The 21,868-nt window shown below is 75.4% G+C and carries 4 protein-coding genes; 1 reads left to right on the top strand and 3 read right to left on the bottom strand.

Translation table 11 applies throughout. The annotated features are described in order from the left end of the window. Positions 1–20: 20 nt before the first annotated feature. Positions 21–1,376, top strand: a complete 1,356-nt coding sequence (locus ACIHFD_RS29720; RefSeq protein ID WP_397369684.1) for an alkaline phosphatase family protein — start codon at positions 21–23, stop codon at positions 1,374–1,376. Here ACIHFD_RS29720 and ACIHFD_RS29715 read toward each other — a convergent pair whose 3' ends face one another. From ACIHFD_RS29715 to ACIHFD_RS29705, 3 genes are read right to left on the bottom strand one after another with little or no spacing between them, the layout of a single operon-like run. Beyond that, entirely contained in the window at positions 1,377–2,303 is a 927-nt protein-coding gene (locus ACIHFD_RS29715; protein WP_397369683.1) for an ornithine carbamoyltransferase, read from the bottom strand. Continuing rightward, a complete protein-coding gene (locus tag ACIHFD_RS29710) occupies positions 2,300–9,514 on the bottom strand; it encodes an amino acid adenylation domain-containing protein (RefSeq protein WP_397369682.1) in 7,215 nt (2,404 codons plus the stop codon). Before ACIHFD_RS29710 ends, ACIHFD_RS29715 begins: the two co-directional genes overlap by 4 nt. After that, positions 9,511–21,852, bottom strand: a complete 12,342-nt coding sequence (locus ACIHFD_RS29705; protein WP_397369681.1) for an amino acid adenylation domain-containing protein — start codon at positions 21,850–21,852, stop codon at positions 9,511–9,513. The genes ACIHFD_RS29710 and ACIHFD_RS29705 overlap by 4 nt, the downstream gene beginning before the upstream one ends. Positions 21,853–21,868: the final 16 nt, after the last annotated feature.

The following is a 21,868-nucleotide window of genomic DNA, read 5'->3' as shown; positions in this document are numbered from 1 at the left end:
ACCGGACCGAAGGAGATCGCATGACGCTCGTCGTGCTCAACGTGGTCGGGCTCACCCCTCGCCTGCTGAGGCACATGCCGAACCTGCGCGCGCTGGCCGACGGCGGCTTCCGGGCACCGCTCGCGCCGGTGTTCCCCGCCGTGACCTGCTCGGTGCAGTCGTCGATGCTCACCGGCCTGCAGCCGCGCGAGCACGGCGTGGTGGGCAACGGCTGGTACTTCCGGGACCTGGGCGAGGTCCTGCTGTGGCGCCAGCACAACGCCCTGGTCGCCGGCCCGAAGGTCTGGGAGGAGCTGCCCCCAGGCGCCACGACCGGCAATATCTGCTGGTGGTACGCCATGGGCGCCCGCGTCGACTGGACGGTCACCCCGCGCCCCGTCTACCGGGCGGACGGCAGGAAGGACCCCGACTGCTACACCTGGCCGCCCGGGCTGCGCGACGACCTGACCGCCCGGCTGGGGACGTTCCCGCTCTTCGAGTACTGGGGCCCGACGGCCGCGCTCGGCTCCAGCCGCTGGATCATCGCCGCGGCCGGGCGGGTGCTCAAGCGCCACCGGCCGGACCTGCTGCTGGTCTACATTCCCCACCTCGACTACGACCTGCAGCGCTTCGGCCCGGACGGGCCGGAGGCCGCCGCCGCGGCCCGCGCGGTGGACGCCGAGCTGCGGCCCCTGCTGGAGCTGTCGGGCGAGCTCGGCCGCGTGCTCGTGGTCTCCGAGTACGGCATCACACCCGCCTCCAGACCGGTGGACGTCAACCGGGCGCTGCGCCGGGCCGGGCTGCTCGGCGTGCACACCCAGGCCGGCATGGAGTACCTCGACCCCTGGACCTCCAGGGCCTTCGCGGTCTCCGACCACCAGTGCGCGCACCTCTACGTCGCCGACCCCGCCGAGCTGGCTCGGGTGCGCGCGGTGGTGGCCGAGCTGCCCGGCGTGGACGCGGTGCTGGACCGCGCCGAGCAGGCCGCGTACGGCATCGACCACCCGCGTGCCGGCGACCTGGTCGCGATCGCGGAGCCGGATGCGTGGTTCACCTACTACTACTGGCTCGACGACGAGCGCGCCCCCGACTTCGCGCGTACCGTCGACATCCACCGCAAGCCCGGCTACGACCCGGCAGAGCTGTTCTTCGACCCGGCCGCGCCGCGGGCCGCGCGCCTGCGGGCGGCCGGCGCGCTGCTGCGCAAGAAGGCCGGCCTGCGCTACACGATGAACGTCGTCGGCCTGGACCCGTCGGCCGTCCGCGGCAGCCACGGCCGCCTGCCGGACACGGAGGCGGACGGCCCGCTGCTGATCTGCTCCGAGCCCGCGGAGGCGCGCGAGAAGTACGCCGCCACGGACATCAAGGACCTCATGCTCAGACTCGTCCGGACTTGATCAGGACGCTCCCTGGGTCCACTCCAGCACCGCCATCGCGCTGTGCAGCTTGTGCCGCGCCTGGTCGAAGGCGATGCTCCGCGGGCCGTCCAGCACGTCGGCGGTGACCTCCTCGCCGCGGTGCGCGGGCAGGTCGTGCATGAAGACGGCCCGCGGCCAGCCCGCCATCACCGAGGCGTCCACCCGGAACGGCTCGAAGACCGTCCGCCAGTCCGGGTCCGGCTTGGAGGTGCCGGTGGTCTGCCAGCGGGTGGTATAGACGACGTCGCACGCCTCGGGCAGGCCGGCCATGTCGTGCCGCTCGCGCACCACGCCGCCCGACCGTCCGGCCAGGGCCACGGCCTCGGCCAGGATGCCGGGTCGCAGGCCGTAGCCGGGCGGGGTGCGGAAGTCCAGCTCCACCCCGGGGAAGCGGGGCAGGGCCCGGGCGAGCGCGGCGGCGGTGTTGTTGCCTTCGCCGACGTACAACACGCGCAGCCCCTCGATCCGCCCGAACCTGGTCATCATGGTGGTGAGGTCGGCGAGGGCCTGCGTGGGGTGCTCCTCCGCGCTCATCGCGTTCACCACCGGCATCGTGTGGGCCGCGAGCGCGCGCATCTCCTCGGGCGGCCCGGCGGTGCGCAGCACCAGGCCGTCGAGCATCCCCGACAGCACGTGCCCGGTGTCCTCGACGGTCTCGCCGGTGTTGAGCTGCAGGTCGCCCGGCCCGTACGCGATGACCCGCGCGCCCAGTCGCAGCGCGCCCGAGGTGAACGCCGTGCGGGTACGGGTCGAGGTCTTGCTGAAGTAGATCCCGATGACCCTGCCGTGCAGCACGTCGCCGGAGGCAGTGACGTCCTCGGCGAGCTTCACCCCGCGCAGCACGACGTGCTCCAGCTCGTCGTCGGTGAGGTCGTTGAGGGAGATCAGGTGTCGGACGTCGGTCATGAGTCGGCCTCCAGCCGTTGAGTGGTCTCCTGCCCGATGGCCCGCGCCACCGCCTTGGCCAGCTCGGTCACGTGGGGTCGGCGCAGCACGCCGAGGTGGTCGCCGGGAACCAGGTGGAGCCGCAGCCGGTCGGCCAGCCGCACCCAGTGCTCGAGGTAGGCCGCGTACGTCTGGCCCCGGATGGATTCGTGCTTCTCCCGCACCAGCTCGTCGCAGAGGATCAGATGCACGCTGCCCTCGTAGGGCCGGAACGGGTAGGACAGCCGCGCCTCGAGCAGCTCGCGCCAGGACCGCAGCCGGTGGCCCCACTCCGGGCCGATCTCCTCGGCGCGGATCTCGCCGTCCTCCCCGTCGACCACGTCGCCGAGCACGGTGACCAGCTCGGCCCTGATCGCGCCCGCCTCGCGCTCGGGCAGGTCCGAGCGCAACGCGGCGAACAGCCGCTCCGCCCGCCGGAACACCTCCAGCTTGGCCAGGTGCGCCTGGTTGTCCCGTTCGGAGACGTCGAGCACCGGGTCGAGCAGCATCAGCTCGACCTGCTCGCCGTCCGCGCGGAGCCTGCGCGCCATCTCCCACGCGATGCCGCTGGACCCGCACCACCCGAGCAGGTGGTACGGCCCCGCCGGGCGGGCCACGCGCAGCGCCGCGAGGTATCCGCCCGCGATGTCCGGCACGCCGCCCGCCGGCTCGTGCCCGCCGTGCAGCCCCGGCCACTCGAACGCGGCCAGCGGCCGGTCGGGCGCGAGCTCCTCGGCCAGAGCCCGGTACCAGTGCCCGCTGCCGCCCCCGGGATGCACGCAGAACAGCGGGATCTCCGTGCCGGAGCGGCCCAGCCAGAGCAGCGGCGAGCGCGGCGCCCGGTCCGGCCCGGCCGCGGCCAGGCCCCGCACGGTCCGGTGCTCCAGGAAGTCACGGAAGGTGAGGTCGATCCCGTGCTCCTCGCGCAGCCGGACGATGATCCGCATCATCAGCAGCGAATGGCCGCCGATCGCGAAGAAGTCGTCGTCACGCCCCACCCGGTCGAGATCGAGCACCTCGGCCCAGAGGGCGGCCAGCGCCTCCTCTCTCGGACCGCGCGGCGCGGCGTAGCCGGTGACGGCCCGGCGCGCGCCGTCGGGGGCGGGCAGCGCGGCCCGGTCCACCTTGCCGTTCGCCAGCCTGGGGAAGGACTCCATGAGCAGGAAGAACGACGGCACCATGTGGCCGGGCAGCGTCCGGGTGACGAAGGCCCGCAGGTCGTCCAGGGCCGGCCCGGTGCCCTCGGGGATCACGTACGCCACCAGGTTCGGCAGGCCGTCGGGCCCCGGCACCGGATGGGCGACGGCCGCCCGCACCCCGGGGTGCGAGACCAGCGTGTTCTCGATCTCGCCCAGCTCCACGCGGAAGCCGCGGACCTTCAGCTGGTGGTCGATGCGGCCGATGATCTCGATCCGGCCGTCCGGGTGCCTGCGGCCGAGGTCGCCGGTGGCGTACAGCCGGGCGCCCGGCGTCGCGGCGTGCGGGTCGGGGCGGAAGGAGCCCGCGGTGTGGCCCGGCATGCCGAGGTAGCCGAGCGCCAGGCCGTCGCCGCCGATGTGGATCTCACCCGGCACGCCGGGCGGGACCGGCTCCAGCGCGCTGTTGAGCACGTGGGCGGTGGCGCCGTGGGCCACGGCCCAGCGCAGGGGCGACCCGTCGCCGGAGATCGCGGTGCCGAAGCAGAAGACCGTCGCCTCGTTGGGGCCGTAGAAGTCCCAGACCTGGGCCGGGGTGGCGGCCAGCCGCCGGGTGAGCGCCCGCGTCATGGCCTCGCCGCCCGACACGAGCCGGAACCCCGGCGGCGGCGACCAGCCCGACTCCGCCAGCATGCGCCAGGTGGTGGGGGTGGCCTGCATCCAGGTGACCCGCTCCGCCTCCAGCAGGGCCGCCAGCGACAGGGGGTCGCGGGCGAAGTCCTCCTCCGCGAGCACGACGGTCGCGCCGCAGGTCAGCGCGCCGAACAGGTCCAGCTGCGCCACGTCCGTGACGATCGGCACCACGGCTCCCAGGACGTCGTCCGCGCCGAGGCCGGGGGTCAGCGCGTTCGACGCCACCCGGCCGGCCAGCGCGCCGTGCCGTACCATCACGCCCTTGGGCCGGCCGGTGGAGCCGGAGGTGTAGATCACGCACGCGAGCTCGTCGGGGTGCGGCGAGACCGGCGGGGGAGCGGCGCCGCCGCTCAGCGGGGCCACCGCCGCGGGGAGGTCGCCGGGCAGGCGGTCGGCGACCTCGGGGAGGGTGATCATCGCCCGGGCGCCGGCGTCGCGCGCGAGCGAGGCCAGCCGGCCCGCCGGATCGCGGGGGTCGAGCGGCACGTACGCCGCGCCCACGCTCAGCGTCGCGATGAGGGCCGCCACCAGGTCGGCCGTGCGCGGCAGGCAGACCGCGACCACGCCGCCGTCCACGCCCATGTCGTGCAGCCGCGCCGCCCAGCCGCGGGCCCGCTCCGCCAGCTCGCCGTAGGTGGCGGAGCCCGCCGAGGCCCGTACGGCGACCTGGTGCGGCGTCCGGGCCGCCTGCGCGGCGAACAGCTCGTGCACCGAGAGCCCCGGCCCGTCAGCACGCGGCCCCACGCCCTGCTCCAGCAGCCGCCGGCGGTCCTCAGCGGGGAGCACGGGCGCCAGGGCGTCGCCGCCGGGGTCGGCGGCCATCGCCCGCAGCACTGTGCGGTACATCCGGGCCAGCAACTCCCCGTACGGCCGCCCCACCCGCTCGGCCCGTGCGGTGATCACCAGCGAGTCGCCCTCGGTGGACACCGCCAGCGGAAACTCGTTGGGGCTGATCTCGCTGCTCCCGGCCGTGTCCACCGCCTCACGGTCCAGCACGTGGAAGTCGAGGTAGTTGAAGACCACCTCCAACAGGCGGGCGCCGTCGCCGTGCCGGCGCTGCATCTCGGCCAGCGGGAACCGGCGGTACGGCCAGAGCTCCACCTCCTCGGCGAACACCGCGCGCACCAGATCCGTCCACGTGGCGGCGGCCGGCGGGGCGAGGAAGGGCACCGGGTTCAGGAACATGCCCCTGACCCGGTCGCCGTCCTTGACCTCGGTCCGGCCGTTGCACACCAGCCCGCAGTGGAAGCTCCGCTGCCTGGTGACCGAGCGCCACACCGTGAGATGGGCGGCCAGCAGCACGCTCTTCAAGGAGGCACCGGCGCTCTTGGCCAGCCGCCGCAGCCCCGGGTCGAGGTCGGCCAGCGGGACCGGCAGCTCGTACAGGCCGGGGTCCGCCGGATCGGCCCACGCCGACGGGATGGCCAGCGGCTCGGCGCCGGACAGCCGGTCCGCCCAGAACGCGGCGTGGACTTCATCGCGCAGGCTGCTCTGCTCCTGGGCGATGAAGTCGGCGTAGCGGACCGAGGGGGAGATCGGCTCGGCGGGCAGCGGCTGGCCGGCCCGGGCCGCGCGGTAGCAGGCCAGCAGCTCGGAGATGATCGAGTTGTGGCTCCAGCCGTCGAGGACGGCGTGGCATTCGGTGAAGCTCAGGAACCAGCGGTCCCCGGAGATCTGGTGGCCGCTGATCCGCACGAGCGGCGGCTCGGCCAGGTCGAAGGGTTCGGCCCGCTCGTGGGCGCGGAAGGCCGCCAGCCGTTCGTCGCGCTTCTCGGCGGGCAGCCCGCGCAGGTCCTCGTGGCCGACCCGTACGGTGGCCCGCGGGTGCACCAGCTGCATCGGCTGCTCGTACGTCCCGAGGTCGAAGGACGTGCGCAGCACCTCGTGCCGGTCCACCACGGCCTGGGCCGCCCGCCGCAGGGCCGCGGGGTCGAACGGGCCGTTGTCGCGGATGAGGTAGCTCGTCACGTTGTGGTAGAGGTTCAGCTCGGGGTCGGCGAGCAGCTCGTACACCATCCCGGCCTGCCCGACCGCCATGGGGTAGGCGTCGGACAGCCCGTCCGGCAGCCGCGCGCGGTCTGTCGCACTGACCAGCGCGAACGGGGCCACCCCCGCCCGCTCGCCGGAGTCCGCGCCGCCGACGCCGTCCCCACTGAGCTCGGCGACCGTCGGGTGCCGGAAGAGGTCCTGGACCGACACGTCGTGGCCGGCGTCGCGGAGCAGACCGACCAGCCGTACGGCGCGGATCGAGTCGCCGCCCAGCGCGAAGAAGTTGTCGTGTGCCCCGACTCGGTCCACCTGGAGGACCCGGGACCACACCTCCGCCACCGCCCGCTCCGCCGGGGTCCGCGGCGCGACGTACGCCTCCTCCCGGTCGGGGCGGACCTCGCCGGGGTCGGGCAGCGCCCTGCGGTCCACCTTGCCGTTGACCGTCAGCGGCAGCTCGGGCAGCGAGACGAACAGCGACGGCACCATGTAGGCGGGCATCCGCTCGGCGGCGTACGCCCGCAGCTGGGACGGCGTCAGCGCGGCGCCGTCCTTGGGCCGGACGTAGGCCACCAGCCGCCGCTCGCCGGAGGCGGGCTGGTGGGCGACGGCCACGGCGGTCTCGATGTCGGGATGCGCGGCCAGGAACGACTCCACCTCGCCCAGCTCGATCCGGAAGCCGCGGATCTTCACCTGGTGGTCGAAGCGGCCGAGGAAGCCGATGTCGCCGTTCGGCAGCACGCGGGCCTTGTCGCCCGACCGGTACAGGCGTGCGCCCGGCGGCCCGAACGGGTCGGGCACGAAGCGGGCCGCGGTCAGCTCCGGCCGGCCCAGGTAGCCGCGGGCCACGCCGGGGCCGCCGACGTAGATCTCGCCGGGCACGCCGACGGGGACCGGGTTCATCCGGGCGTCCAGGATGTGCATCGTCAGGTCGCGCATCGGCCGCCCGATCGGGCTGCGGTCGCCGCCCAGGTCGGCCTTGCCCAGCGCGCGGTAGGTCACGTGCACCGTGGTCTCGGTGATGCCGTACTTGTTGACGATCTGCGGCGAGGTGTCGCCGAAGCGGTTCCACCAGGGCGCCAGGGCCGTGACGTCCACGGGCTCGCCGGCCAGGATCACCAGGCGCAGCCGGAGCCGGTCGAGCGCCCGCTCGCCGCGTTCGGCCAGCTCGACCAGGCCGTGGAAGGCCGACGGGGTCTGGTTGAGCACGGTGACGCCCTCGTCGGCCAGCAGCTCCACGAGGTCCCACGGGGAGCGCGTCACCGCCGACGGCACGACCACGAGCCGCCCGCCGTAGAGGAAGGCGCCCCAGATCTCCCACACGGACACGTCGAAGGCGTACGAGTGGAACAGCGCCCACCGGTCGTCCGGCCCGAACCCGTACGTCTCCTCGTTGGCCGTGAGCAGCCGCACCACGTTCGCGTGGGTCACCTGCACGCCCTTGGGGCGGCCGGTGGAGCCCGAGGTGTAGATGACGTAGGCCAGGTCGCCGGGGTGCGAGGCGATCTCCGGCGCGGTCGCCGGCAGCCCCGCCAGCCGCCCGGACTCCTCCGGGGTGTCCAGCGCGACCGTCTCCAGCGCCGGCGGGAGCCGGTCCGCCAGCTCCCGCTCGGTGATCACGACCCGGGCTCCGGCGTCCGCCAGCATGTACTCGATCCGCTCCGCCGGGTGGTCGGGGTCGACCGGCAGGTACGCGCACCCCGCCTTCAGCGCGGCCAGCAGCGCCACCACCACCTCCGGCCCCCGCCGCAGGCAGATGCCGGCCAGGTCCTCCCGGCCGAGCCCGAGCCGGCGCAGGCGGTGGGCCAGCCGGTTCGCCCGCGCGTCGAGTTCGGCGTACGTGACGCTCTCCCCGCCGGCGCGCAGCGCGATCGCCCCCGGGGCCCTCCTGGCCCGCTCGGCGAAGCGCTCGTGCAGGCACGGCCCGTCCGGTGCGGTCCCGGCGGGTCCGCGGACCAGCTCGGCGTGCTCGGCAGGGCTCAGCAGGGCCAGGTCGGCCAGCCGCCGGTCCGGCTCGGCGGCGACCGCGTCGAGCAGCCGCAGGTAGTGCCCGGCCATCCGCTCGACGGTGGCGCGATCGAACAGCGCGATCGCGAAGGTCGCCTCGCCGGCGACCGAGCCGTCCGGCCGCTCCTCCAGCGTCCAGGTGAGGTCGAACTTCGCGCCCTGCGAGATCACCGGCAGCTCGGTGCCGCTCAGACCACCCGACTCGAAGGTCACCGGCTCGGTGTTCTGCATCACGAAGTTGACCTGGAACAGCGGGTGCGTGGACAGGTCGTGGTCCACGGCCAGCGCGCTCACCAGCCGCTCGAAGGGGACCTCCTGGCCGCCGTACGCGTCGACGGCGGTGGCCCTGGCGCGGTCGAGCAGCTCGCGGAAGGACGGCTCGCCGCTCACGTCGGCCCGCAGCACCAGCATGTTGATGAACACGCCGACGAGGTCCTCGACCTCCGTACGGGTCCGGCCCGCCACGGGCGTGCCGACGGCGAAGTCCTCCTGGCCGCTGTAGCGCGACAGCAGCGCCCACAACGCCGCCAGGTACGCCATGAACGGCGTGGCCCGGTGCTCGCGGCCGAGCGCGACGATGCGCCGGGCCGTCTCCGCGGGGATCTCGAAGGTCACCGTGTCGCCGAGCGAGCTCCACACCGCGGGCCGCTGGTGGTCGGCCGGCAGCTCCAGCGGCGGCAGCCCATCGAGCCGCTCCACCCAGTGCGCGAGCCCGCTCTCCAGCCGCGGCCCCGACACGTGCTCGCGCTGCCAGGCGGCGAAGTCGGCGTACTGCAGGGGGAGCGGGGCGGGCCCCTCGGCGGCGTGGAAGCGCGCGAGGTCGCGTACGAGCACGCTCGTCGACCAGCCGTCCACGGCGATGTGATGCACGATCACGGCCAGCACGTGGTCGCCGGGCGCGAGCCTGATCAGCCTGGCCCGCAGCACGGGGCCGGACTCGAGGTCGAAGGGCCGGGTGCCCTCCTCGGCGAGCAGCGACTCCAGCTCGTGCGGCCGCCCCGACAGGTCCACGAACTCGATCGGCACCTCGCCGGGTTCGTCGATCACCTGCACCGGGTTCCCACCGGCGTCGGTGCGGTAGCGCGTACGCAGGATCTCGTGCCGCGCGACGACGGCGGTGAGTGCGCGGACCAGGTCCGGCAGCCGGGGCTCGCCCGTCAGGCGCAGCACGATGGGCACCAGGTAGTCGGTGCCGCCGGGGCGGAGCCGGTCCAGCACCCACAGCCGCTGCTGGGAGAAGGACAGCGGCGGCGGGGTGTCCCGGGGCGCCGGCGCGATGCCGCCGCGCCCAGCGGCGGCTGCGGGGCGGTTGCGCAGCCGGTCCCGCAGCAGCCTCGCGCCGGCACCCGTCGTGTCGGGACCAGAATTCATGAGTCACTCTCCGCTTCCGTCTCGGCGATCCGTTCCAGTGCTGTGGCCTGCGCCGCGACCGTCGTCGCCTCGAACAGCACGCGCAGCGGCAGCTCGATGCCGAACAGGTCCTCCAGCCGGGTCATGACCCTGGTGGCGAGCAACGAGTGCCCGCCGATCTCGAAGAAGTCGTCGTGCACCCCCACGTCGGGGGTGCCGAGCACGCCGGACCAGACCTCGGCGATCGCCGCCTCGATCTCGTTGCGCGGCGCCACCCGTTCGCGGCCGGCCTCGGCCAGGCCGGGGCCGGGCGCGGGCAGCGCGCGGCGGTCTACCTTCTTGCTCGCGGTCAGCGGCAGCTCGTCCAGCGTCACCCACAGGCCTGGCACCATGTAGCCGGGCAGCCGGTCGCTCAGGTGGGCGCGCAGCCCGGCGGCGGAGCAGCTCACACCGTCGCGCGGCACCACGTAGCCCACCAGCCGGCGCTCACCGGTGGAGACCGGCTGCGCGGTCACGGCGCAGGCGCGCACGCCGGGGTGCTCGGCCAGCGCGGCCTCGATCTCGCCCAGCTCGATGCGGAAGCCGCGGACCTTCACCTGGTCGTCGATCCGGCCCAGGAACTCGATCACGCCGTCCGGGCGGTAGCGGACGAGGTCGCCGGTGCGGTAGAGCCGGTCGCCCGGGACGCCGCCGAACGGGTCGGGGACGAACCGGTCGGCCGTCATGCGGGGCCGTCCCAGGTAGCCGCGGCTGACGCGGGCGCCGCCGAGGTACAGCTCGCCGGGGACGCCGATCGGCACCGGGTTCATCGCGGCGTCCAGCACGTAGCAGCGGGTGCCCGGGACGGGCCGGCCGATGGGCAGGACCGCGTCGGGGGCGGACGCGGCCGTGTCCTGGCTGGTCACCGGGTGGACGACCGAGGTGATGGTGGCCTCGGTGGGGCCGTAGGTGCACAGGAACCGGCCCGGGAGGCCGGTCTCCGTCCAGCGGCGGGCGTCGTCGTGGGTGATCACGTCGCTGCCGACGTTCATCAGCCGGAGACCGGTGAGCCGCGGGTCTCCGGGGCGGACGCCGGCCATCATCTCGCGGTAGTAGGCCGGGGTGATCTCCATGTGGGTCACCCGCCGTTCGCCGAGCCGGTCGGGCAGCTCGGCGGGCGTCCAGAAGCGCGGCTCGCCGATCACCACCGTGGCGCCGGCCAGCAGCGTTGCCGCGATCTGGTCCATCGCGACGTCGAACGTCAGCGCGGCGAGCAGCAGCACGCGGTCGCCCGCGCGGATGTCGTAGGCGTCGGCGATGACCCGGCAGTGGTGGGTGTAGGCCCGGTGCGGCACCATGACCGCCTTGGGGCGCCCGGTGGAGCCCGAGGTGTAGATGAGGTACGCCAGCTGCTCCGGGTCGGCCGCCGGGGACCGCGAGCCTTCACCTGGCCTTTCGTCGTCGTCCACGGTCAGCACCGGCGCGGGGATGGGGCCGAGCCGGTCCAGGAGGTGGGAGGCGGTGACGACGGCGGCCGGTGCGAGGTCGTCGAGCAGCAGCGCCAGGCGCTCGGCGGGCTGCGCCGGGTCCAGCGGCGCGTACACGCCCCCGGCGCGCAGCACGGCCAGCAGCGTGACCACCGCCCGGCTCGACCTCTCCAGCAGCACCGCCACCGGCCGCTCGGGCCCGACCCCGGCGGCCCGCAACCGCCCCGCCAGCCCGGCGGCCCGTTCGGACAGCTCGCGGTAGCCGATCGGGCCGCCGGGCCCGTCCACGGCCACGGCGTCCGGGGTGCGGGCGGCCTGCGCCTCGAACGCCTCGTGCAGGCACTCGGGAGTCGCCGCCGGTGCGCTCTCCTCGTTCCACTCGCTCACGAGCCGGCGGCGTTCTGCGGGATCCAGCAGGTCCAGCCGGCCGATCGGGGAGTCCGGGCGGCGGGCCGCGCATTCCGCGAGGCGGGTGAAGTGCCCGGCCAGCCGGTCTATGGTCGCCCGGTCGAACAGCGCCGTCGCGTATTCGAGCTCGGCCCGGTAGCCACCCGCGGCATCCGCGGTGAGCGCGAGGGTCAGCTCGAACTTGGCCGTCGCCGGCTCGGCCGCCACCCGCCGCACGTCCAGGCCCGCCAGGCGCGGCGTGCTCCCAGGCGTCTCGCGCAGCTCGAACATCACGTCGAACAGCGGCGTGCGGGCGAGGTCCCGCTGCGGGGCCAGGTCCTCGACGAGCAGGTCGAACGGCACCTCGTCATGGCCGAACGCGTCGAGCGCTACGTCCCTGACCCGTTCGAGCACCTCGGTGAACGTCGGATCGCCGGCGAGATCGCAGCGCAGCACCAGGGTGTTGACGAAGAAGCCCACGGTGCCGTCGAGCTCCCGGTGGCCCCGCCCGGCGACGGGCGTGCCGATCGGCAGGTCCACCCCGCCCGTGTAGCGGTGCACCAGGGCGGCGAAGACGGCGAGGAAGGTCATGAACGGCGTCGCGCCGTGGCGGCGCCCGAGGGTGACCAGCGCGTCGGCGACCTCGGCGGGCACGCGGAACCCCGCGGTCGCGCCGCGGCCGTCCCTGATCGGCGGCCGGGGCCGGTCGGTGGGGAGTTCGAGCCGGGGCAGGCCGGACAGCCGCTCGCGCCAGTGGCCGAGTTCACGTTCCAGGCTCTCGCCCGCGAGGCTCTCCCGCTGCCAGAGCGTGTAGTCGGCGTACTGCAGGGGCGGCGGGGCGAGCCGCGCGTCCCGGCCCTCGATCTCCGCCTCGTACAGCTCCCGCAGCTCCGCAGCCATGATCTCCTCGGACCGGCCGTCGCAGGCGATGTGGTGGAGCACCACGGCCAGGACATGTTCGGCAGAAGCCACCCGGAACAGCCGGGCCCGCACCGGCGGGCGCTCGGCCAGGTCGAACGGCTCGCCGGCGAACGCCCGCAGCCGGTCGTCGACCCGCTCGCCCGGTCGCAGGTTCTCGACGGGGAGCGTGATCGGCCCGGCGGGCTCCACGATCTGCTCGGGATCGCCGTCCGGCCCCTTGGGGTAGCGGGTCCTGAGCGCCTCGTGGCGGCCGAACAGGCCGGCCAGCGCGCCGGACAGCGCGGCCACGTCGAGCTCTCCGGTGAGCCGGAACGCCCACGTCACGTGGTACTCGGTGCTGCCCGGCGCCAGCCGGTCGAGGAACCACAGGCGGCGCTGGGCGTACGAGAGCGGCACCGGCCCGGTGCGCGCCCGCGGCCCGAGCGCCGGCCCGTCGTCGCCCCCCGCACTCTCTCCCGCGCTCTCCAGCCGCCCGGCGAGCTCGGCCACCGTCCGGGCCTCGAACACCGCCCGCACCGGCAGTCGCACGCCGCACTCGGCGAGCAGGCCGGCCGTGACCCGGGCCGCCAGCAGCGAGTGGCCGCCGAGGGCGAAGAAGTCCTCGGTGGCGCCGATCTCGTCCAGGTTCAGGACGTCCGCCCAGACGCGGGCGACGGCCTTCTCGGCCTCGGTGGCCGGCGGGACGAGCGTGCGGCCCTGGCGGGACTCGTCCGGCGCGGGGAGCGCGTTCCTGTCGGTCTTGCCCGTCGAGGTCAGCGGGATCCGGTCGAGCTCGACGAAGACCGAGGGCACGTACGGCGCGGGCAGCCTGGCCAGCAGGTGCGCGCGCAGCTCCGGCTCGGCCGGCATGGCGCCCTTCGGCACCACGTATCCGATCAGGCGGGGCTGCCCGTCCGCTCCCGGCCCGGCCACGACCACCGCCGCCGCCACCGCGTCGTGCTCCGACAGCACGGCCTCGACCTCGCCCGGTTCGACCCGCACGCCGCGGATCTTCACCTGGTGGTCCTTGCGGCCGAGGAAGTGCAGCACGCCGTCGGCGTCGCGCCGTACGACGTCGCCCGTGCGGTACAGCCGCGAACCGGGCGGGCCATACGGGTCGGGCACGAACGACTCGGCGGTCCGGCGCGGCTGCCCCAGGTAGCCGCGCGCCAGCCCGTCCCCGGCGACGCACAGCTCTCCAGGGACCCCGAGCGGCACCGGCTCGCTCCTGGGCCCCAGCACGTGGACGCGGGTGTTGTCCAGCGGCAGCCCGATCGGCACGGTCCCCTCGGCGGTGCCGCGCGCGTACGGCCACGCGGTCACGTCGATCGAGCACTCGGTGGGCCCGTAGGTGTTGACGACCTGGGCGGGCAGCCGGTCGGCCAGCTCGCCGGGGAGCGGTTCGCCGGCGGAGAGCAGCAGCCGCAGCGAACCGCGGTCCCGCAGGCCGGGCTCGTCGGCCAGGGGCCGCCACATCGACGGCACGGCCTGCAGGATCGTGACCGCGTCGGCGCGCACGGCCTCGACCATGGCGGCAGGATCGCGCTCGACGCCCGGCGGGGCCAGGACGACCGCGCCGCCGGACACCAGCGGCGCGAACACCTCCCACATCGCGGCGTCGAAGGTGATGGCCGTCTTCTGCAACATCCTGTCGGCGGCGGAGAAGCCGAACGTCTCGACCGCCCACAGGACCCGGTTCAGGATGCCCCGGTGCGGGACGCCGACCCCCTTGGGGCGGCCGGTGGAGCCCGAGGTGTAGATGACGTACGCGAGCGTGTCCGGATCGGTGGGCCGGGCGGCCGCCTCCGGCGCGTCGTCCCCCTCTTCGGCGGCGGGCGTGACCAGCGGCGGGCCGGTGAGGGGCGACCCGGGGTCGGCGATCAGCAGGCGCGCGCCGGAATCGGCGAGCATCCAGTTCGAGCGGTCGGCGGGGTGCTCGGGGTCGAGCGGCAGGACCGCGGCCCCGGCCCGGTGCACCGCCAGCATCGCGACCACCAGGTCGGGACGGCGCGGCAGGCAGACGCCGACCACGTCGTCCCGGCGCAGCCCCGCCGCGCGCAGCCGGCGGGCCAGCCGCTCGGCGCGGGCGTCCAGCTCCCGGTACGTCAGCCGCCCGAACCCGCTGAGCACGGCCACCGCGTCCGGGGTCCTCCCGGCCTGCGCCGCGATCAGCTCGGGGATCCCGGCCGCCCCCCGGGGCCTCGCCGGTCCCTCGGCGAGGCGCGCCAGCGCGCGGGAGTCGGCCTCGTCGAGGATCGCCAGGTCCGCGACCGGGCCGCCGGGGTTCGCGGCGGCGCTGTTCAGCAGGCGCAGGAAGCTCGTGACGAGCCGCTCGACGCCGGCCGGGTCGAACAGCGCCGTCGCGTACTCGACGAGACCGTCCAGCCCCCCGTCGGCGCGGCGGGTGAGCTCCATCGTCAGGTCGAACTTGGACGTCCGGCCCGGCACCGGCCATGGCGTCACCTCCAGGCCGGGCAGCCGGAAGCGCTCCTCGCCCTCGTCACGGTAGGCGAACAGGATCTGGAACAGCGGGTTGCGCGACAGGTCGCGGTCCGGGACCAGCTCCTCGACCAGCCGCTCGAACGGCAGCCCCGCGTGGGCGTACGCCTCGGTGGCGCGCTCGCGCACCTGCTGGAGCAGCGCCTCGAACGTCGGGTCGGCCGACAGGTCGGCGCGCAGCACGATCGTGTTGACGAAGAAGCCCACGAGGTCGTGGGTCTCGGGGGTGTCGCGGCCCGAGACGGGGGTGCCGACGGAGAGGTCCGTGCCCCCGGTGTGGCGGGCGAGCAGCGCGAAGAAGCCGGTCAGGAACGTCATGAACGGCGTCGCGCCGTGGCGGCGGCCCAGCTCGGCCAGGCGCGCGGCCAGCGCCGGCGGCACGGTGAACCCGTGGGCGGCACCGCGTGGGTGGTGCACCGCGGGGCGGGGCCGGTCGGCGGGCAGCTCGGTGGGTTCGAGGCCGGACAGGCGGCCGGACCAGTAGTCCAGCTCGCGGGCCAGGTGCGGGCCCGAGTACGTCCGGTGCTGCCAGTGCGCGTAGTCCGCGTACTGGACGGGCGGGTCGGGCAGGCGTTCGCCACGGTAGGCGGCGGCCAGGTCCGCGGCGAGCACGCCGCTCGACCAGCCGTCGGTCGCGATGTGGTGGGTACGCAGGATCAGCACGTGGTCGTCGGCGCCGGCGCGGACGAGGTCGGCGCGGAACACCGGCCCCGTGGCGAGGTCGACCGGCTCCGACAGCCGCTCGGCCAGCACCTCGTCCGGGTCGCGGCGCTGGACCTCCAGCCGCGGGGCGGGCAGCGGGTCGACCACCTGGACCGGGTCGCCGTCGCGGCCGGTGACGTACCGGGTGCGCAGCACCTCGTGCCGGCCGGTGACCGCGGCCAGCGCGCTGGACAGGGCGGTCACGTTGAGCGGGCCCCGCAGGCGCAGCGCGGTGACGACGAGGTAGTCGGTCCGGCCCGGCACCAGCTGGTCGAGGAACCACAGCCGCCGCTGCGCGTACGACAACGGCAGGGGTGCGGATCGGCCGGTCCGCGTGACGGCGGGCACCGGAGCCTCCGGCTCCTCTTGGCGGGACGTCTCGCCGAAGGTCTCGGTGAATCCGGCCATCACCCGCGCGGCGACGACCTCGGCCAGCGCCGCGACGGTCCGGGTGGCGAACACGTCCCGGACCGGGACCTGGACCCCGAACCGCTCCCTGAGCCGGGCCGCCACCTTCGTGGCCAGCGCCGACTGCCCGCCGAGCTCGAAGAAGTCGTCGTCCGTCCCGACCCGCGCCACGCCCAGCAGGTCCGCCCAGATCGTGGCGATCGCCTGCTCGGCGGGGGTACGGGGGGCGACGTGCGGCCGGGCACTCGCCATCGGGGCGAGCGGCGGGAGCGCCCTGCGGTCCAGCTTCCCGTTGCCGGTCAGCGGCAGCTCCGCCAGCATCCCCCACAGCTCCGGGACCATGTGGGCGGGCAGCCGCCGCGCCAGGAACGCGCGCAGCTCCCCGAAGTCGGGCGTTTCCGGCCCCTCGGGCACGACGTACACGCTCAGCCTGTCGCCGTCCGGCCCGGACAGCACGACCGCGGCGGCCCGCACCCCGGGATGCCCGGTCAGCACGTGCTCGACCTCGCCCGGCTCCACGCGGTGGCCGCGCACCTTGACCTGCTGATCCACCCGGCCGACGAACTCCAGCTCGCCGTCCGCCCGCCGCCGCACGAGGTCGCCGGTGCGGTACAACCGCGAGCCGGCGGGGCCGTACGGGTCCGGGACGAAGCTCGCCGCGGTCAGCGCCGGGCGGTCGAGGTAGCCGCGCCCGACCCCGGCGCCGCCCACGTACAGCTCGCCGCAGACGCCCGCGGGGACGGGACGCATGGCCGCGTCCAGGACGTGCAGCGTCACGCCGGGCAGCGGGCGCCCGATCGGCACCGGCCCCGGCCGCGCGTCACCGGCCCGCAGCACGTTCACCGAGCACGCGACGGTGATCTCGGAGGGGCCGTAGCTGTTGACGACCAGGGTGTCCGGGGCCCATCGGGCCAGTTGCCCGCCCCGCAGCTGCTCGCCGCCGACGACGAGGCAGCGCGTGAAGCCGGGCAGCTCCTGCTCCGCGAGCGTGGCCGCGAGCAGGTCCAGGTGCGTCGGGGTCACCTTGACCATCCCGAACGGCCGTCCCGGCACCTCGACGAGCCCGTCCACCCCGGCGGCCGACTCGTCGGCCAGGGCGAGCGTGGCGCCGGCGGCGAGCGTGGGATACAGGGAGGTCAGCGCGAGGTCGAAGGCGAGGGACGTGTGCAGCGGGACGACGCCGCGCGGGCGGAGCTCGGCGACCGCCCAGGCCACGTAGTTCGCCAGCCCGCCGTGGGTGATCATGACGCCCTTGGGTCGGCCGGTGGAGCCGGAGGTGTGGACGACGTACGCGAGGTCGTCCGGGCTCGGCGTGACACCGGGAGGGGTGTCCGGCTGCCGGGCGATCCGCTCGCGCTCGGCTGGATCGTCCATCGCCACCAGCCACCCCGACCCGGCTCGCGTGACGAGCACCGCGGCGGCGGACCCGTCCCCGGCTCCGCTCGTGACGAGCAGCGCGGCGGGGGAGCCGTGCAGCCGGTCGGCGGGGTACGCGGGATCCAGGGGGACGTAGGCGGCGCCGGACTTCAACACGGCCAGCAGCGCCACGATCAGCTCGGGCGTGCGCGGCAGCCGTACGGCGACCAGCGTGCCCAGGCCCGCGCCGAGCTCCCGCAGCCGGTGCGCCAGCCGGTTGGCCTCCCGCTCCAGCTCGGCGTAGGTGAACGCCCCGGCCACCGCCACGGCGTCGGGGTCCGCGGCGGCCCGCCGCTCGATCATCTCGTGCACGGCCGGTCCCAGGACCGCCGGCGCGGCGGCGCGGCCCGTCCCGGCCAGGCCCTCCGCCTCCGCCGCCGACAGGAGCGGGATCCGGTCGACCGGTACCTCCGGCTCGGCCGCGACGGCCCGCAACACCCTGACGTACCACGCGGCGAACCGCTCCACCGTCCCGGCCTCGAACAGCGCCGCCGCGTAGTCCACCCGCCCGTCGAACCCGCCGTCCGCCCGCTCGGTGAGGTGCCAGCTCAGGTCGAACTTGGCGCCCGGCACTCCGGGCGGGTCGAAGCCCGGCGACTCCTGCCTGCCGTGCATGGTGAACATGATCTGGAAGAGCGGGTTGCGGCCCAGCTCGCGCGCCGGGGCCAGCTCCTCGACCAGCAGCTCGAACGGGACGTCGTCGTGGTCGTAGGCGGAGACGGCGCTGTCGCGGACGTCGCGGAGCAGCCGCGTGAACGGTGGCGCGCCGGACAGGTCCGCCCGCATCACGACCGGGTTGACGAACAGCCCGGCGAGCCGCTCGGTCTCCGGGCGGCCACGGTTCGACAGGGGGACGCCGACGGACAGGTCGCTCTGGCCGGTCACGCGGAAGAGCAGCCCGAAGAAGGCCGCCAGGTGGGTCATGAACGGGGTCGCGTCCTGCCCGCCACCGACCTCGGCCAGCTTGCCGGCGAGCGCGCCGGGCACCTCGAAACGCACGCTCCCGCCCGCCCGGTCCCGCCCCGCGCCGGCAGGGCGGGGGTGGTCCGGGGGGAGCTCGGTGGGCGTGGCGCCGGCCAGCCGTGCGCGCCAGAACCGCAGCCCGCGCTCCAGCCCCTCCCCGCTCAGCCGCGCGCGTTGCCAGGCCGCGAAGTCGGCGTACTGGACGGGCAGCGGCGGCAGCGGGTGACCGTCGTAGGCCGCGCGCAGCTCCTCCGCGAGGATCTCCTGCGAGCGATCGTCGGTGGCGATGTGGTGCAGCACGAACAGCAGCACGTGGTCCTCCGCCCCCAGCTCGACCAGCCTGAGCCGGAACGGCGGCCCCGCCGCCAGGTCGACGGGCCGCGCCAGCTCCTCGGCCAGCACCTCGCGCGGGTCGGCCCGCTCGGCCGGCACCTGCACCCGCACGGGCGGGTCCACGACCTGCACGGGATCCCCGCCGGGGCCGCTCCCGTACCGGGTCCGCAGGATCTCGTGGCGTTCGACCAGGAGGGTGAGCGCGTCGTTCAGCCTCGCGAGGTCGAGCGGGCCGGTCAGGCGTACGGCGAAGTGCTCCAGGTACTCCCGCCCGCCCGGCTCCAGCTGGTCCAGGAACCACAGCGCCCGCTGCGCGAAGGACAGCGGCAGCGGCCCACCGCGCGGGACGGCCGTGATCGGCACCGGACGGCGGGCGGCCGTGACCCTGCGGCTCAGCGCCTCGGCCGTGGGCGACTCGAACAGCGCGGACACCGGCAGATCCACGTCGAACTCGGCGCGGACCCGGTTCGTGGCCCTGGCCGCGAGCAGCGAGTGGCCGCCGAGCGCGAAGAAGTCGTCGCCCGCCCCGACCTCGGGCAACTCCAGGACGTCGGCGAAGATCCGCGCGATCGTCCCCCCGCCGGTGCGGAGTCCGCCTGCCGGGGTGGCGGGCGGCGCGGCGGGGACGGGCAGGGCCGCGCGGTCGAGCTTGCCGTTGGGCGTGATGGGGAACGCCGCCATCACCACGAACTGGGCGGGGACCATGTACGGGGGCAGCCGCTCCGCGCAGTGCGACCGCAGCTCCGCCGCCGTGGGCTCCTCGCCTTCCACACGGAGGTAGCCGACCAGCCGGGGACCGGCACCCACCGCGTGGACCACCGCGGCCCGCACCCGGGGGTGTTCGGCCAGGACGTTCTCGATCTCGCCCGGCTCGACGCGGAATCCGCGGATCTTGATCTGGTCGTCGGACCGGCCGAGGATCTCGATCCTGCCTCCCGGGTGGCGGCGGGCCACGTCACCCGTCCGGTAGAGGCGTTCGCCGGGCCGCCCGCCGTACGGGTCGGGGACGAAGCGCTCGGCCGTCAGCTTTGACCGGGACAGGTAGCCCAGCGCGAGGCCCGAGCCGCCGATGTAGAGCTCGCCCTTCCCGCCGATCGGCACGGGCGCCAGGCCCTCGTCGAGCACGTAAAGAGTGGTGTCGGCCACCGGGGCGAACTCCCGTACCTCGCCCTCGGCCAGCGCGGCGACGGAGGACCAGATGGTCGTCTCCGTGGGCCCGTACAGGTCCCAGAGCCGCACACCGCTCGCGCAGAGCCGGTCGGCGAGCTCGCCGGGCAGCTTCTCGCCACCGCAGAGCGCGACGAATCCCGCCGGCGGACGCCAGCCCGCGTCCAGCAGCATGCGCCAGGTCGCCGGGGTGGCCTGCATGACCCGCGCGTCCGCGCGGGCGAGCGCCGCGGCCAGCCGCTCGGGGTCGCGGGCGTCGGCACGGCCGATCACGACGACCCGGCCGCCGCGGATCAGCGGCAGGAACAACTCCAGCGCGGCGATGTCGAACGAGACGGTGGTGATCGCCGGGAAGACCGCGCCCTCGGCCAGGCCCGGGCGCTCGCCCATCGACGCCATGAAGTTGGCCAGCGCCCCGTGCGACACCATCACTCCTTTGGGCCGCCCGGTGGACCCCGAGGTGTAGATCACGTACGCGGGATCGCCCGGCAGCGGGCTCGGTGGTGTCACTGCGCCGTCGTCATGCAGCGGGTTCGGCGGCGTCACCCCGCCGCCGGCGGGCAGGTCGTCGAGCTCGACGACCGCGACCTCGCCCGGCAGGGCGGGCAGCGCCGCCCGGGCCTCGCGCGTCGTCAGCAGGACGCGGACGCCGGCGTCGGCGAGGATGTGCGCGAGCCGCCGCTTCGGATGCTCGGGGTCGATCGGCACGTACGCGGCACCGGACCGCATCACTCCGAGCAGCGCGCTGACCAGCCGGGTGCCGCGCGGCACGGCGACGCCGACGAGGTCGCCGGTGCGCACGCCGAGCCGCCGCAGGTGCCCGGCGAGCGCGTCCGCGGCGGCCGCCAGCTGGGCGTAGGTCAGCCGCGCGTCCTGCCCTTCGACCGCCGCGGCGCCGGGGGTCCTGCGTGCCTGGCGCGCGATCAGGTCCGGTACGAGCGGCGGGGCCGGTCGGCGTTCGGGGAGTGCCGGCAGTGCGGCGGCCCGCTCCTCGGCCGGCAGCAGCTCCAACCGGCCGAGGGGGACGGTCGGATCGGTCGCGGCGCTCTCGCACAGCAGCCTCAGCCGCGCGGCCATGCGCTCGGCGGCCCGCCTGTCCAGGAGCGCGGCGGGGAGCTCGATCTCGCCCGTCCAGCCGCCGTTCCGCCTGATGAAGCGCACCGTCAGGGCGCGGTGCGCGGTCCTGTCACGGAGGAATACCAGCTCGGCGGCGAGCGGGCCGAAGTCCAGTGGCGGTTCGTCCACGACCTCCACCAGCGGACCGGGCTCCCGGCTGGTGACGGGGGTCTCGCCGAGCAGCGACCGTACGCGGGCCACCGCCTCGTCGAAGGGCAGGCTCGACGGCAGGTCCAGCAGGACCGGCGTGGTGGCACCGCCGAGGGCCAGGACGAGCCCACCGGCCCACCGCCCGCTGTGCCGGGCCAGCAAGGTGTGCACGACCACCAGGAAGCCCGCGCCGAGGTCCTCGCCGGGTCCGGGCCCCGCGAAGGGAACGACGGACTCCGCCCCGGGCTCGGGCAGGGCGAAGGGAACGGCGTACCCCGCTGCGGGCTCGGGCGGGGCGAAGGGGACGGCGGGCAGCGTGAAGGGGACGGCGAACCCAGCGGCGGGCCAGTGCTTCGGCGGGAGACCGTCCGCGTGGAGGTCGGCCGGCCAGCTGCCGGGCCCGTCCGCCCACGCGTCCGGCCCCGCCGGGAGCGGCGGATCGGCCGTGGGCGGGCGTACAGGGCCGTGAACCCGGCCCGCGTAGAGGGCACCGAGGTCGGCGGCCAGGCGGGCGACGGTCGCGGGGCCGCCGACGGCCCGGTCCAGGCCGAGCAGCAGGACGTGGTCGTCCGGTCCCGCCGCCGCCAGGGTGACCGCCAGCGGCCCGCGCGGGTCGCGACCCAGATCCGCGCACAGCCGCGCCAGGTCGTCGGGGCGGGCCGCTTCCGGCCGCGTCAGGGTCGCCGTGTTCGGCGCGGGGGCGGTCGCGTCCGGCCGCGTCAGGGTCGGCGTGCCCAGCGCGGGACGGCGTGCCGCGAGCTCGTCGAGCGCCTCGGCCAGCGCGGTCTCGTCCAGTGCGCCGCGCAGCCTTACGGCGAAAGGGGTGATGCTGGGCGGGGAGGACCCGGTCATGAATACCTCGTGCGGT

This window comes from Nonomuraea sp. NPDC051941 (assembly GCF_044593615.1).
This window is presented reverse-complemented; position numbering and strand designations above follow the sequence as displayed.

Coding starts and splice junctions, on each gene's coding strand:
- ACIHFD_RS29720 (WP_397369684.1), top strand. CDS start 21: ATGACGCTCGTCGTGCTCAACGTGGTCGGGCTCACCCCTCGCCTGCTG.
- ACIHFD_RS29715 (WP_397369683.1), bottom strand. CDS start 2,303: ATGACCGACGTCCGACACCTGATCTCCCTCAACGACCTCACCGACGAC.
- ACIHFD_RS29710 (WP_397369682.1), bottom strand. CDS start 9,514: ATGAATTCTGGTCCCGACACGACGGGTGCCGGCGCGAGGCTGCTGCGG.
- ACIHFD_RS29705 (WP_397369681.1), bottom strand. CDS start 21,852: ATGACCGGGTCCTCCCCGCCCAGCATCACCCCTTTCGCCGTAAGGCTG.